This window comes from Kurthia senegalensis (assembly GCF_000285595.1).
GTDB lineage: Bacteria > Bacillota > Bacilli > Bacillales_A > Planococcaceae > Kurthia > Kurthia senegalensis.
Genome location: NZ_HE611067.1, coordinates 200,181 through 214,070, shown reverse-complemented (window position 1 = coordinate 214,070; position 13,890 = coordinate 200,181). Strand labels below are relative to the sequence as shown.

Below are 13,890 nucleotides of genomic sequence, written 5' to 3'. Positions count from 1 at the left end.
TAAAAATAATAAGTGGTTTCTTTATAGTTATGTAATAAGAGGGAGTGATTACGATGGAGTTTCAAGAAGAAATATTGAAAGACGAAGAAGTGAAAAAGTTTGCTCGTTTTGAATTTGGCATCTTTGGAAAAATGATTATTTGTAGCATAATCGGTATTTTTAGTTTTTTATTTCATTTGAATGGGATGGTCGGTCTTCGATTTTATTAGATCATATCGTGACCGCACTCACAATGTATACACCGACGCTCGTTAAGGCGTACGTATTGATTCTATTAGTGCTCGGCGCTTTTTATCCATTTGTTACGAAAAAATGGAATGTATCGTCTGTAAGCATCGTATTATCTATTTTGAAATTAGTCGGTTTAGTCGTAGGTGTTATGCTTATTTTCAACTTCGGACCGGCCTTTTTATTTAATCCTGATATCGGACCATTTTTAATGGAGAAACTTATTAAACCTGTTGGCTTAGTCATTCCAATCGGCTCGATTTTCTTAGCGTTACTCGTTTGTTATGGACTATTAGAATTCATTGGAATCTTTATGCAACCTATTATGCAACCTATTTTTAGAACACCAGGTCGTTCAGCGGTCGATGCTGTAGCGTCATTCGTAGGCAGTTATTCGGTGGGCTTAATGTTAACGAACCGTGTGTATAAAGAAGGGAAATATACAGCGAGAGAATCGGCAATTATTGCAACAGGTTTTTCAACAGTATCAGCGACGTTCATGATTATTGTCGCGAAGACACTCGGCTTAATGGAGCATTGGAATAAATTTTTCTGGGTGACACTCGTTGTTACGTTTGCAGTAACGGCGATTACGGCACGTATTTATCCACTGCGTTCTATTAAAGACACGTATGCAGAAGATGCGACACCTCAACCGGAAAAAATTATTAAAAAAGATCGTCTAAAAATGGCTTGGACAGAAGCGGTAATTGCAACGAAATCAAATCCGTCGTTACCGAAAAATTTAACTATTCATTTAAAAGACGGTCTAATTATGGCGATGGGTGTCATTCCATCCATTTTATCTATCGGTTTAATTGGGTTATTACTAGCGATGTATACACCGCTATTTGATTGGCTTGCATACTTATTCGTACCGTTTACGTATTTACTTCAAATACCTGAACCGATGTTGACAGCGAAAGCGATTTCTCTATCGATTGCTGAGATGTTCTTACCAGCAATGCTCGTAACAGAAAGTGTGATCGTGACAAAATTCATCGTTGCTGTCGTGTCGATTTCAGCTATTTTATTTTTCTCTGCAGTTATTCCAGTTATTTTATCGACGAGTATTCCGTTAACGATTCGTCAAATGCTCATCATTTGGTTTGAACGTGTCGTATTAACGCTCATATTAGTTACACCAATCGCATTTCTACTATTTTAAAAAAAGGGAGAGATTTTAATGTTTAAAACAAATATTCGTGCACCACGTGGGACAGAACTAACTTGTAAAGGATGGACACAAGAAGCGGCACTCCGTATGCTTATGAACAATCTTGATCCAGAAGTAGCTGAAAATCCAGATGAATTAGTCGTTTATGGTGGTATCGGTAAAGCGGCACGTGATTGGGAAAGTTTTGAGAAGATGATTGCGACATTAAAAGAATTAGAAAATGATGAAACGATGCTCGTACAATCAGGGAAACCTGTCGCTGTTTTTAAAACACATGAACATGCACCGCGCGTTTTAATCGCTAATTCAAATCTCGTACCAGCTTGGGCAAATTGGGATCATTTTTATGAGTTAGAAGAGCGCAACTTAATGATGTACGGTCAAATGACAGCGGGTTCTTGGATTTACATTGGAGCGCAAGGGATTTTACAAGGAACATATTTAAGTTTTGTTGAAGCAGCGAAGAAAAAATTCGGTACACCGAGTTTACACGGTAAATGGATTTTAACAGGGGGCATGGGCGGTATGAGTGGGGCGCAACCACTTGCAGGTAAAATGGCAGGCGCTGTTATTTTAGTCGTCGAAGTAGACCGTGCACGTATCGAACGTAAAATAAAAGAAGGTTACTGTGATTATTTAGTAGAAACAGTAGATGAGGCAATAGAACTTGTTAATAAACTAACAGCTTCTCAAACACCGGCGTCTATCGGACTTGTAGGGAACTGTGCGGATGTGAACCGTGAATTGTTAAATCGACAAATGATTCCGGATCTTGTGACGGATCAAACGTCTGCGCACGATCCATTAAATGGATATGTACCGAATGGTATGTCGTTAGATGAAGCACTTGCATTACGCAAATCAAATCCAAAACAGTATGAACTATTAGCGAAAGAAACGATGGCAGAACATGTTCGTACGATGTTGGCTTTCCAAGAACAAGGAGCTGAAACGTTTGATTACGGTAACAATATTCGTGCTTATGCGAAAGAGATGGGCGTAGAAAATGCGTTTGATTTCCCAGGTTTCGTACCGGCTTACATTCGTCCGTTATTTTGCGAAGGGAAAGGACCTTTCCGTTGGGCGGCATTGTCTGGAGATGCAGAAGACATTTACAAAACAGACCAATTAGCGAAAGAGATGTTCGCAGAAGACGAAGGGCTCGTAAATTGGATTGATATGGCACAGGAAATGGTGCAATTCCAAGGGTTACCGGCCCGTATTTGTTGGCTAGGATATGGCGATCGTCATCGTTTCGCATTGAAAGTAAATGAAATGGTCGCAAATGGCGAGCTGAAAGCACCGATTGTATTTGGTCGAGATCATTTGGATTCAGGTTCTGTCGCGTCACCGAACCGTGAGACAGAAAGTATGAAAGATGGCTCGGATGCAGTGTCTGATTGGCCGTTATTAAATGCACTTGTCAATACGGCTGGTGGTGCAAGTTGGGTAAGTATTCATCATGGTGGTGGTGTTGGAATGGGCTATTCACAACATGCGGGGCAAGTACTCGTAGCTGATGGGACACAAATGGCAGCTGAAAAAATCAATCGCGTATTAGTATCAGATCCGGGGATGGGCGTCGTTCGTCATGCGGATGCAGGATATGACATCGCAATTCAAACAGCGAAAGAAAAAGGCGTGCATATGCCGATGTTAAAAGATTAATAGGGGGTAAGTGACGTGACAATTTTAATTAATCATGCGAATGAAGTATTGACGATGGCAACGGACGTCAAAGGACCACGTTTGAAAGAACAAATGAGTGAAATTGGTTTACAACAAGATGTCAGTATTTTAATAGAAGGCACGCAAATTAAAATGATTGCTCCTTTGAAAGAAATAGAGCAACAATATCCGTCACTCGTAGCCGATGCGGAAGTGATCGATGCTTCTGGCAAAATTGTAATGCCTGGTCTCGTCGATTGCCATACGCATTTAGTACATGGAGGCACGCGTGAGCATGAACTGAATATGCGCTTAAGTGGCAAATCGTATATGGATATTATGAATGCCGGTGGTGGCATTCATTATACGACGACGAAAACACGTGAAACGAGTTTTGATGAACTTTACGACAAAACGTATACGCATTTGAATCAGTTTTTAAAGCATGGGGTCACGACGGTCGAAGCAAAATCAGGATACGGTCTCGATTGGGAAAATGAGAAAAAGCAGTTGGAAGTTGCGAAGAAGTTGCAAGAGACGCATCGAGTAGACATCGTGTCGACATTTATGGGAGCGCACGCTGTACCGAAAGCATATAAAGGAAATGAAGACGCTTTCGTAGAACAAGTCATTCAAGAAATGATTCCAAAAGTAGCAGAGTTAAAGCTAGCAGAATTCAATGACGTATTTTGCGAAAAAGGTGTGTTCACACCAGAACAATCACGCCGAATTTTAATGGCTGGAAAAGCGCATGGACTTATTCCTAAAATTCACGCAGATGAAATCGAACCGTATGAAGGAGCAGAACTCGCAGCAGAAGTCGGTGCCATTTCAGCCGAACATTTATTAGTCGCATCGGATGAAGGTATTGAAGCGATGGCGAAAAGTGGTACGATTGCGGTTTTATTACCGGGGACGGCCTTCTTCTTACGTGCACCTTACGCACGAGGACGTCTAATGATTGATTCGGGTGTGCCGGTTGCAATATCGACTGACTTTAACCCAGGTTCTTCACCAACGATTAGCTTACCGTACATTCAAAATTTAGCGTGTATGAACATGGGTATGACGATGGAAGAAGTACTTTGTGCAACGACGATCAATGCCGCATACGCCATTCAACGAGGTGAACAAGTCGGTACTTTAGAAGTTGGAAAGCAAGCAGATGTACTCATTTTAGACGTGCCTAATTACAAACAGCTACAATATTTCTACGGTATGAATCATACGCATACTGTTGTGAAGAACGGACAAGTTGCCGTGAAAGAAGGGTCGCTCGTTGAGTAATTATTTCACTACACCTCAAATGATGTGGAACCGCGTACAAGGGGAAGATTTGAAAGTGAAAGATTGGATTGTACCGTATTATGCACAGCTTCCAGAAAAGATGGACGTCATTGTTACTGGAATTCCTTTATCACGGTCTTCTATTAGCCCATCTGCCGCAAGTGAATATCCGGATTTCTTTCGCCGTGCATGGAACGGCTTTAGCACGTATTCGATTGACGATGATGTCGATTTTCGTTCGTTTCAAGTGGCGGACGTAGGCGATGTTCGTATGCACGGCACGGATATTTTAGCATGTCATGAAAATATTCGACAGGCGATGCACGACATACTTCAACAATGTCCGGATAGCTTTTACGTTCAAATTGGAGGCGACCATTCGATTACGGCGCCAATCGTGACAGCTTTTCAAGAACATACGAAAAAACAATTGGCATTGTTCAACTCGACACACACTTAGATTTACGAGCAACAGAAACAGACGGTCCAACGAATGGTACACCAATTCGTCAGTTGTTAGATGGTGGCATCGTTCAAGGACAAAACGTTTACAATATTGGCTTGCATGGATTTTTCAATGCACCGAGCCTTATAAAAGCAGCGAATCATTACGGCGTCAATCGCATTACTTTAAAGCAATTCCGTGAACAAGGTGCTAAAGCAATTATCCAAAAAGTGATGACCGAGCTAGTATCAAAAGTAGATATCGTCTATGTCACAGTAGATATGGACGTACTAGATATTGCTTATGCACCAGGGGTTCCGGCTTCTACACCGGGTGGTATGCGATCAGACGAATTGTTCGATGTGTTATCAGAAATCGGAAAATACGATGTTGTAAAAGGAATGGACTTCGTTTGTTTAGATCCGAGACGAGATACAGTAGAGCAGCAAACGGTTAAAGTAGGCGTGTATGCTTTCTTACGTTGGGTCGTTAGTAAATACATGCAATCTCGATGATAAATAAAGAAAAGACACCTTTCTCCAAGTATATGGGGAGAGGTGTCTTTTACGTCTGTCATAAAAATGTCACGTCATTCTTTTTAAAATCAAATAAAAACCTAACTTTTCTCTTTACATCACCCTCCCTTTCATCTAAAATTCTAAAAGTACTCAAATTTGAGTACTTTAATTAGAATAATATACAGACGCAAGTTGATGGAGGAATGAGAAGTAGTGAGTTTTAAAAAGTTTTTTAACTCAATGGGTGTAAAAAGCTCAGTATTTATGGGGATTTTTTATGCGGTGGCCATGTTAGGGATTTTCCTTTTCGGGTACACGGCACTTCCTGGACAAATGGATGAATTAAAAATTGCATTCGTCAATGATGATGAAGGAAAAGCAGCGAAGCAAATTGAAAGTCAGTTGACGGAGAGCTTACCGTTCAAAACAATCGATACCGATTTAACGAATAAAGAAGCGATCAAAGCATTAAAAGATAATGATTATTCACTCGTAATTCACATTCCGAAAGAGTTTTCGGACAATGCGACGAGTGGCAAATCGGCACAAATTGACTTCACAGTGAATGAAGCGTCGGCAACGATGGTTGCATCGAGTATGAATTCAGTCGTGAAAGAAATTAATGCACAACTTAGTAAAAGTTTCTCTGAACAAACAGCTCAAGGTGTTCTGATGAATATGAACGTTCCAGAAGACCAAGCGAAAAAAGTAGCGAAACAAATTGAAGAAAGCTATGTCGGCAATTACGTTGTCGTGAATGATGTACCGGACGGTATGCACAACAATATGCTACCAATGTTCTTAACGATGGCTTGTTACGTAGGGGCAATGATTGCGGCGATGCAATTAATCGGTTCATTTAAAATGTTCCTCGGCGAAGCATCAAAAATTCGTTTATTCGGATACGTTCAATTATGTGCGCTAATTATTGCCGTACTCAGTACGATTGCCGCACTCATTATTGCGTACTTAGTAGCAGATATTGATACGGCAACGATTTGGAAAGTGGCGCTGCAACAAATCTTACTGTACATGGTCGCATTTAACTTCTGTGCGATGTTTACGTTCTTAATCGGTGAAGCGGGTATGATTTTAAACATTCCTGTACTGTTAGCACAAACGATTGCAAACGGCGCAACGATGCCACGCGATATGATGTATGCACCGTTCCAAGTGATTAGTTACATTACGCCAATGTATCATTCGGTACAGTCGTACTTAGCTATTTTCTTCGGTTCAACGAGCCCTGTACCATTTTTATGGGGGCTTGTAGCAGTCGGCGTAGGAGCGGTCATTATTAACTTGTTAATTATTACGTTCGTTCCGCGACGTATGCCACTTAAAAAAATTGATAAAGATAGTAAAGAAATGATGGCTTAAGTTTGATATGATAAAGGAAGTTTCTGTTCTCTACATGGATGGAAGCTTCCTTTTGCTATATAGTCTATTTTAGGAGTTGAGCACATGTCTCTTCAAATTTATATTTTGACGAAGCTAATGGAAGGCGACAGTTATCCATACGAATTAAAAAAGCATTATCGGATCCGATTCCTTTTGCGGAAATGGCGAACTTAACGGAAAGTAAGTTGTATTACCATTTTGATGCGCTTACGAAACGTGGCTTCATTCAAGAAGTGAAAGTCATTCAAGAAGAAAATCGCCCCGATAAACATATTTTCGGCATTACGGACGCAGGACGAGCTGCGCTACCGGAAATGATTTACAAAACGGTTGAAAAAGCATTGACGCCAATCGAAATTGTCGTCTGCATTGGTGCGATGCAGTATGTCGACAAAGAACGGATTGCCTACATGTTGGAACGTAAAGTAGAAAAAACGAAAAAACGTCAAGATGACTTAGGCGCGATTTATGAACAAATCGAGACAGACGATGCGACACGTCAATATTTAAGTGTATTTCAACAATTTATGAGTAACACGATGCACTTGCACGAAGAAACGTACGAACAGTTAATTGAAAAGTTAAAAGCATAACAAAAAATCCGTCCATTAAGGAACGGATTTTTTTATTGTGAATAAAATTTGAATATTTAAAAATAAGCAAAAAGTTGATATATTTTTCCAATTAAATACCATAAAGTAAGGAAGTATAGAAAATAGAAATGGGAGTGAATACATGATGAAAAAAATCATACTTGCGTCAGCGCTCGTTTTCGGAACGACTGCGGTGACAGCACCTGTGTTATTTGCTAATTCTGAGCAAGCACATGCGACGAAACAAGGAATTACAGACGTTAAAAAAATGAAGAAAACGCTAACGGTTAAAGGTGTTACTTTGAACAAAACGACGTACAAAAATGTCGTGAAAAAATGGGGAAAACCGACTTCTACAACAACTAAAGCGTATGTACATGGTGGATATGAATATGTAGCGACATTCAAAAATGGTTATAAAGTGGGCTTTAACGTAAATTCTAAAAAAGAGAAACCGCAAAGTGATAGCACAGTAGATTCTATTGAATTTAAGTTGGCAAACAAAGTGACATACGGTGAGCTGAAAAAAGTATACAAAGAGTTATATGCAGAGTATAGTTCAAAAACGAAAAAGCATGCGGTGTCGGTATATATAGGAAATGGATTCGTTGTACAAATGGACTTTAAATCTGCAAAAGCGACACAGAAGAAAATAAAAAACACAACGGTATTAGAAACAGTCAAATTATCTTGCTTTCCAGAATATTAATTTTATACGTTCAAAACACGGGTGAGTAGCACCCGTGTTTTTTTGTGTAAATAAGAGAGGAGGAAAAATAGTAGTTGTACCCTATAGGTCTAGTAATGGATATTCATTTATAATGAATGTTTAGTATGCAGAAGCTTTATACAATGTAGGGAGACGATGATAATTTTAATGTATTTTTTGATCACGGGGATCGGTCTAGTAATGACAATTTTTGGCGTTGGTTTTTTAATACTAATGTTCGCAAGTAGAGAAGTGACATTTTGGGGAATAGTACGAGCGTTAGGTAGCTTATTAATTGGAGTGTTCCTTTTGTGGAGTACGATCCCTAGTATGAAATTTATTATCATGAAAGACTATGACGTAGTTAAAGGAGAGTGTACAGCAGAAGTCGGTTCATCTGGGCGTACTTCTGACACGACTTTTAATATGGTACATACAGACGAACAGTTTTCTTTTGATGGGATTGCGGCACTGGACGCTTATGGTGCAGCGATTCCGTATTATTGTGAAATTACGGTGACTAAAGACCATGTATGGGAAATAGATTATAAAATTTACGATATAAAAACAAAAAAGCGTCTAGATGAATAGTATAGTGCTTATTCAACGTAAAAGAGGTTAGGAATTAAATAAAAATTCCAGCTTCTTTCTTTTTTCGTAACCTCTCGAAAAAAAGACATTCATGATTTGAAAAAAATCGTGAATGTCTTTTCTTATTGATGAACCTTTTGTTTTAATTGACCATTTGTTCTTGTACGTAAGATGCGTACAATGGATGGGTTTCAAGTAATTCATGATGCGAGCCGTGTCCGGTTACTTCCCCGTGTTCGATAAAGTAAATTTGGTCGGCATCGACAATCGTTGAAAGACGGTGCGCAATGACGAGTGTTGTACGGCCTTCCATTAATTGATCGAGTGCGCGTTGTACTTTTTCTTCGGACTGCGAGTCGAGACTAGCTGTCGCTTCGTCGAGCATTAAAATTTTCGGATTGCGTAGGAAAGCCCGTGCAATGGCAATACGTTGCTTTTGACCACCTGACAATTTCACACCACGTTCGCCAATTTCCGTTTCTAGTTTTTCAGGGAAATGGGAAACGAATGTATCCGCATAGGCAAGTGCAAGCCCGTGCCACAGTTCGTCATCCGTTAATGTGCGTCCGAGACCGTATTGTAAATTATCGCGAATACTTCCGGCAAACACAGCGCTATCTTGTGAAACGTAACCGATTTGTGAACGCCAATCTGTTAAATCAAGCTGTTGAATGTTTTGTCCATTGATTGCGAATACACCACTCGTCGGTTCGTAAAATCGCTCAAGTAAGGCAAAAATGGTCGTTTTCCCGCCACCACTAGGACCTACAAAAGCGATGACCGAGTTCGGATGGGCATCGAATGAAATATGTTTAAGAACCGGATGATCTTCATTGTAGTAAAAAGAAACGTCGCGTGCTTGAATCGTCTGTCCGACAACGTCCATCGTTGAACCGTTTCCTGCGGGCTCAAATGAAGTTGCTAAAATTTGTTCGATTCGTTCCGTCGCACCCATCGCTTTTTGTACTTGTGCGAAGAACATCGCAAAGCTTGCAGCAGGCATTAAAATATTGAATAAATATAGTAAGAAGGCGACGAGAGAACCACTCGTTAACGTACCGGCTTGTACGCGAACCGCACCGTAGCCTAAAATACCGACGAATAAGCCTAAAATAACGGTCATCATAATCGGTTGTAAAACCGCTTCGACTTTCGCATCTTTCACACCTAATTTAAAAATCTTTGCGATGAACGTACGCCCATTCTTTTGTTCAAATGCTTCACCGTTACTTGATTTAATTAAGCGAATTTCCGCTAGTTTTTCTGTCGCTTCGGCATTGAAATCTGCTGTCGCACCTTGCAATTGACGTCCAATTTTCGACATGATTTTGCCGATTGGGAATAAAACGAGTGCGACAATTGGAACCGCAAGAAACATAATCGATGCCATTTTCCAGTCCATGAAAAATAAAATAATCATCGAGCCGACGAGTTGAATGGCTCCCGTAATAAAGCTAGGGAAGTGCGTCGTCACGAGGTCTTTAATGACGCCGGTATCGTTGACGAGGCGAGAACTACTTTCGCCTGATTTATGCTGATCAAAATAACTAACAGGTAAGCGTAGTAAATGATCCCACAGCTTTTCTCGTAATGTTTTCACGGCACTTTCTCCGACGTAGCGCAGCAAGAAGCCGCCAATCGTACCGAAAATGAGTTGTGCCGCAAACGCAAGTAGTAAAATGCCAAGCATGTTTAAGTCGATTTTCGTTAGTTCGCTCGTATCGACTAACGTTTTCGTAAATTGGGGAACGAGTAAGCTCGCACCACTTGTCACTAAACTAAACACAATCCCTAAGAAAAATAGACCTTTTTTAGGGTTCACACTATTAATAAGTTTTAAAAAATCTTTCATCTGAAATGTTGGTTTTGTCTGTTCCATTTAATGTCCTCCATTGTGATAGATAACTATACAAAATCACAATATTGCCCTACTAGTTTTACTATAGTTTCGTATACGATTTACGGTCAACTAATAACCTATTGAAAAAGACGTTAACAAAAGAGAATTATTAAATAGGTTATATATTTCTCAATTGTCAAATGTCATCTATTTAATCGGAAAGTTTTTTCTTTAAAAATGACGTTCTTGTGTCATTTTTGTACATCTAATTGAGAAAACAGAAGCGCTTTAAACGACATATTTTACACGAGATAGGAAAAAATAGACGGTTCGCAGAAAATTGTGAGTTATTTCACAAATATATGTATTGGGAGTAATCACCTAATTGAAAATAGAGATCGTATTGTTAAATCAATCTTTATAAATATAAGTACAGAAGTAGAGCAGAAGGGTTGACAGAAAAAAGTTTTCGTATAATAATTTAATTGTAAATAATAATCATTCTAATGAAAAAATGGTTATTAAGAAAATATATGCGGATTAAATGGAGGAATTTAATATGTCATTAGTAAACAAACAAATCTTACCATTCACTGCCGAAGCATTCCAAAACGGTGAATTCAAAACAGTTACAGACGAAACATTAAAAGGTAAATGGGCTGTTGTCGCATTTTATCCAGCTGACTTCACATTCGTTTGTCCAACAGAACTTGAAGACTTACAAACAGAATACGAAACATTAAAATCTTTAGGTGCTGAAGTATTCTCAGTTTCAACTGATACGCACTTCACTCACAAAGCTTGGCATGACCATTCAGAAGCGATTTCTAAAATTCAATACACAATGATCGGTGACCCAACACATACTATTTCTCGTAACTTCGACGTTTTAGACGAAGAAGCAGGTCTTGCTCAACGCGCGACTTTCTTAATCGATCCAGACGGTATCGTACAAACAATGGAAATTAACAACGATGGTATCGGCCGTAACGCTTCTCAATTAATCGACAAAATTAAAGCAGCAACTTACGTACGTAACCACCCAGGTGAAGTTTGCCCAGCTAAATGGAAAGAAGGAGCAGAAACATTAACTCCTAGCCTAGATTTAGTAGGTAAAATCTAATTTCTTTGTCAATGAACATTGAAATGTAAAAAAGAAAGGAGCGCGGGTGATCGCGCTCCTTTCTGCTATTAAGCAGTATTACCGTCTATTTGAAAGGATGATGACAAACATGGCATTATTAGATGCAAACATTAAAGCACAATTGAACCAATTACTTGCATTATTAGAAGGCGATTTAACGATTCAACTAAGTGTAGGCGAAGATAAAACATCAACAGATATGCGTGAACTTGTAACAGAATTAGCGACGATGTCTTCTCATATTACAGTAGAAGAAGCGACGCTTGCCCGTACTCCAAGTTTCAGCATTAATAAAGTAGGTTCTGAATCAGGTGTCGTTTTCGCCGGACTTCCACTTGGACACGAACTCAACTCACTCGTACTCGCATTATTACAAGTTTCAGGTCGCGCACCAAAAGTAGATGAGGCGACAGCGAAACGTATTCAAGCGATTACGAAACCGATACATTTTGAAACGTACGTAAGCTTAACGTGTCACAACTGTCCAGATGTCGTACAAGCGTTGAATATTATGTCTGTACTCAACCCGAACATTAGCCATACGATGATTGAAGGCGGCGCTTATCAAGATGAAGTGAAAGAAAAAGATATTTTAGCCGTTCCTGCCGTTTATGCAGATGGTGAATTTTTCGAAGGCGGACGCATGTCACTAGAAGATATTTTAGATAAATTAGGTGCAGCTCAAGATTCAACGGGCTTTGACGAAAAAGAAGCGTATGATGTTCTTGTCGTTGGTGGTGGTCCAGCAGGCGCTGCATCTGCTATTTATTCAGCACGTAAAGGAATCCGTACAGGTCTTGTAGCAGAACGCTTCGGCGGTCAAGTGAACGATACGTTATCAATTGAAAATATTATCGGTACGAAAGCGACAGAAGGTCCTGCATTCGTCGCAAGCCTTGAAGCGCACGTAACGGATTATCCAGTAGATATTATGAAAAACCAACGTGTTGTCAATGTAGAGAAAAATGATTTCGTTGAAGTGACACTTGAAAATGGTGCGGTATTAAAATCAAAAACCGTTATTTTATCAACAGGTGCACGTTACCGTCAATTAGGCGTTCCAGGCGAACAACAGTTTAAAAATAAAGGCGTTGCGTACTGCCCACACTGTGACGGTCCACTGTTTAAAGGCAAAGATGTTGCGGTCGTTGGTGGCGGGAACTCAGGCGTTGAAGCGGCAATCGATTTAGCTGGTATTGTGAATCATGTGACCGTTCTTCAACGTAGCGCAGAATTAAAAGCAGATTCCGTGTTACAAACACGTTTACGTAGCTTACCGAACGTAACGGTCATAACGAATGCGCTAACAGAAGAAATTACAGGCGACGGAACAGTGAACGGTTTAACGTACAAAGATGCTGTTACGGGTGATGTTCATAAAATCGCGTTAGATGGCGTTTTCATTCAAATCGGTTTATTACCGAATACAGAATTTTTACAAGGCACACTTGCATTAAACGAACGTAATGAAGTCATCGTAGATGCACACGGTGCAACGAATCTTCCAGGTGTATTTGCTGCGGGAGATTGTACGAATGCCGCATACAAACAAATCGTTATTTCAATGGGTTCAGGTGCAACTGCTGCACTAGGCGCATTCGATTATATGATTCGTTCAGACGTAAAAGAACTTGTAGAAGCTTAATCGATTAGTTCAAAAAAGCGTACAGCATGATTTCATGCTGTACGCTTTTTTATTGAATGTTATAAGTCGATGTCCATTTGATCTTCCCATTTACCTGTCACTAAATTTAACGCATCATCTTCGTCTGTAAAGCTAAAATAAATCGGTAGTGGCAACGTGACTTCTGCTTGATGAAAGCATTTTTGAACCCAGTCGCTAATTTCTTTCATTGTCACTTCTTCTAAATTATTTTTATCAAAAAAGCTAAAGAATTTATCAAATTCCTCACCGGTCTCAAATTCTTTATACAACATAGCGGAATCGACTAAATAAACACCATCATTATATTCACTATCTTCATCAACCGGTTCTACAGCATCAAACATATCTTCATTTACCGATAAATAAATTTCAAATTGTTCATCATTCAAATCATCCAACGATGAACTAACAATCAATACAGAAGCATCCTCTGGAAATTTAAGATTTTCTATTTTTTTAAAAGACTCAACCAATTGTGTTTCTGTATTTGCTAAATTCTCTCGAATCACTTTAAGATACTTTTTTACAGTTAATTGGGAAAACATATTCAAAAACCTCCATCTTCAATACAATATGACTTAACTATATTTTGTCATAAAAACAAAATTTTTACTATAGTACAT

Annotated in this window: 10 protein-coding genes and 2 pseudogenes; 10 read left to right on the top strand and 2 right to left on the bottom strand. The window is 39.4% G+C overall.

Translation table 11 applies throughout. The features are described from left to right. Nucleotides 1-131 precede the first annotated feature (131 nt). From KSHG_RS16865 to KSHG_RS18370, 8 genes and pseudogenes are all read left to right on the top strand, one after another. A pseudogene (locus tag KSHG_RS16865) lies at nucleotides 132-1,396 on the top strand (YjiH family protein). Nucleotides 1,397-1,414: 18 nt separating this feature from the next. After that, on the top strand, nucleotides 1,415-3,073 hold the full coding sequence (gene hutU, locus KSHG_RS10770) for a urocanate hydratase (RefSeq protein ID WP_010305992.1): 1,659 nt from the start codon (nucleotides 1,415-1,417) through the stop codon (nucleotides 3,071-3,073). Between the two features lie 15 nt (nucleotides 3,074-3,088). Then, complete coding sequence (gene hutI, locus KSHG_RS10765; protein WP_010305988.1) at nucleotides 3,089-4,360, top strand: imidazolonepropionase; 1,272 nt, start codon at nucleotides 3,089-3,091, stop codon at nucleotides 4,358-4,360. A gap of 19 nt (nucleotides 4,361-4,379) precedes the next feature. Beyond that, nucleotides 4,380-5,320: pseudogene (locus KSHG_RS19230) on the top strand (agmatinase family protein). Nucleotides 5,321-5,536: 216 nt separating this feature from the next. Further along, nucleotides 5,537-6,703, top strand: a complete 1,167-nt coding sequence (locus KSHG_RS10755; RefSeq protein ID WP_010305983.1) for a YhgE/Pip domain-containing protein — start codon at nucleotides 5,537-5,539, stop codon at nucleotides 6,701-6,703. 182 nt (nucleotides 6,704-6,885) lie between these two features. After that, a complete protein-coding gene (locus KSHG_RS16855) occupies nucleotides 6,886-7,317 on the top strand; it encodes a helix-turn-helix transcriptional regulator (RefSeq protein ID WP_010305979.1) in 432 nt (143 codons plus the stop codon). A 142-nt stretch (nucleotides 7,318-7,459) separates the two neighbouring features. After that, nucleotides 7,460-8,026, top strand: coding sequence for a hypothetical protein (locus KSHG_RS10745; protein ID WP_026022578.1), 567 nt, complete (start codon nucleotides 7,460-7,462; stop codon nucleotides 8,024-8,026). 309 nt (nucleotides 8,027-8,335) lie between these two features. Continuing rightward, nucleotides 8,336-8,617 carry a hypothetical protein gene (locus tag KSHG_RS18370; protein ID WP_147630530.1) on the top strand — a complete coding sequence of 94 codons (282 nt, stop codon included), beginning with the start codon at nucleotides 8,336-8,338 and terminating at the stop codon, nucleotides 8,615-8,617. A 142-nt stretch (nucleotides 8,618-8,759) separates the two neighbouring features. On the opposite strand, the gene KSHG_RS10735 is transcribed toward KSHG_RS18370, so the two are convergent. After that, the gene (locus KSHG_RS10735) at nucleotides 8,760-10,496 is read right to left on the bottom strand and encodes an ABC transporter ATP-binding protein (protein ID WP_010305965.1); all 1,737 of its coding nucleotides are present in this window, start codon (nucleotides 10,494-10,496) and stop codon (nucleotides 8,760-8,762) included. Nucleotides 10,497-11,016: 520 nt separating this feature from the next. On the opposite strand from KSHG_RS10735, the gene ahpC reads away from it, so the two are divergent. After that, entirely contained in the window at nucleotides 11,017-11,580 is a 564-nt protein-coding gene (gene ahpC / locus KSHG_RS10730) for an alkyl hydroperoxide reductase subunit C (protein WP_010305961.1), read from the top strand. Between the two features lie 109 nt (nucleotides 11,581-11,689). Further along, a complete protein-coding gene (gene ahpF / locus KSHG_RS10725; protein ID WP_010305957.1) occupies nucleotides 11,690-13,246 on the top strand; it encodes an alkyl hydroperoxide reductase subunit F in 1,557 nt (518 codons plus the stop codon). Nucleotides 13,247-13,305: 59 nt separating this feature from the next. On the opposite strand, the gene KSHG_RS10720 is transcribed toward ahpF, so the two are convergent. Then, nucleotides 13,306-13,683: a hypothetical protein gene (locus KSHG_RS10720; RefSeq protein ID WP_147630529.1), complete on the bottom strand. Its 378-nt coding sequence runs from the start codon at nucleotides 13,681-13,683 to the stop codon at nucleotides 13,306-13,308. Nucleotides 13,684-13,890: the final 207 nt, after the last annotated feature.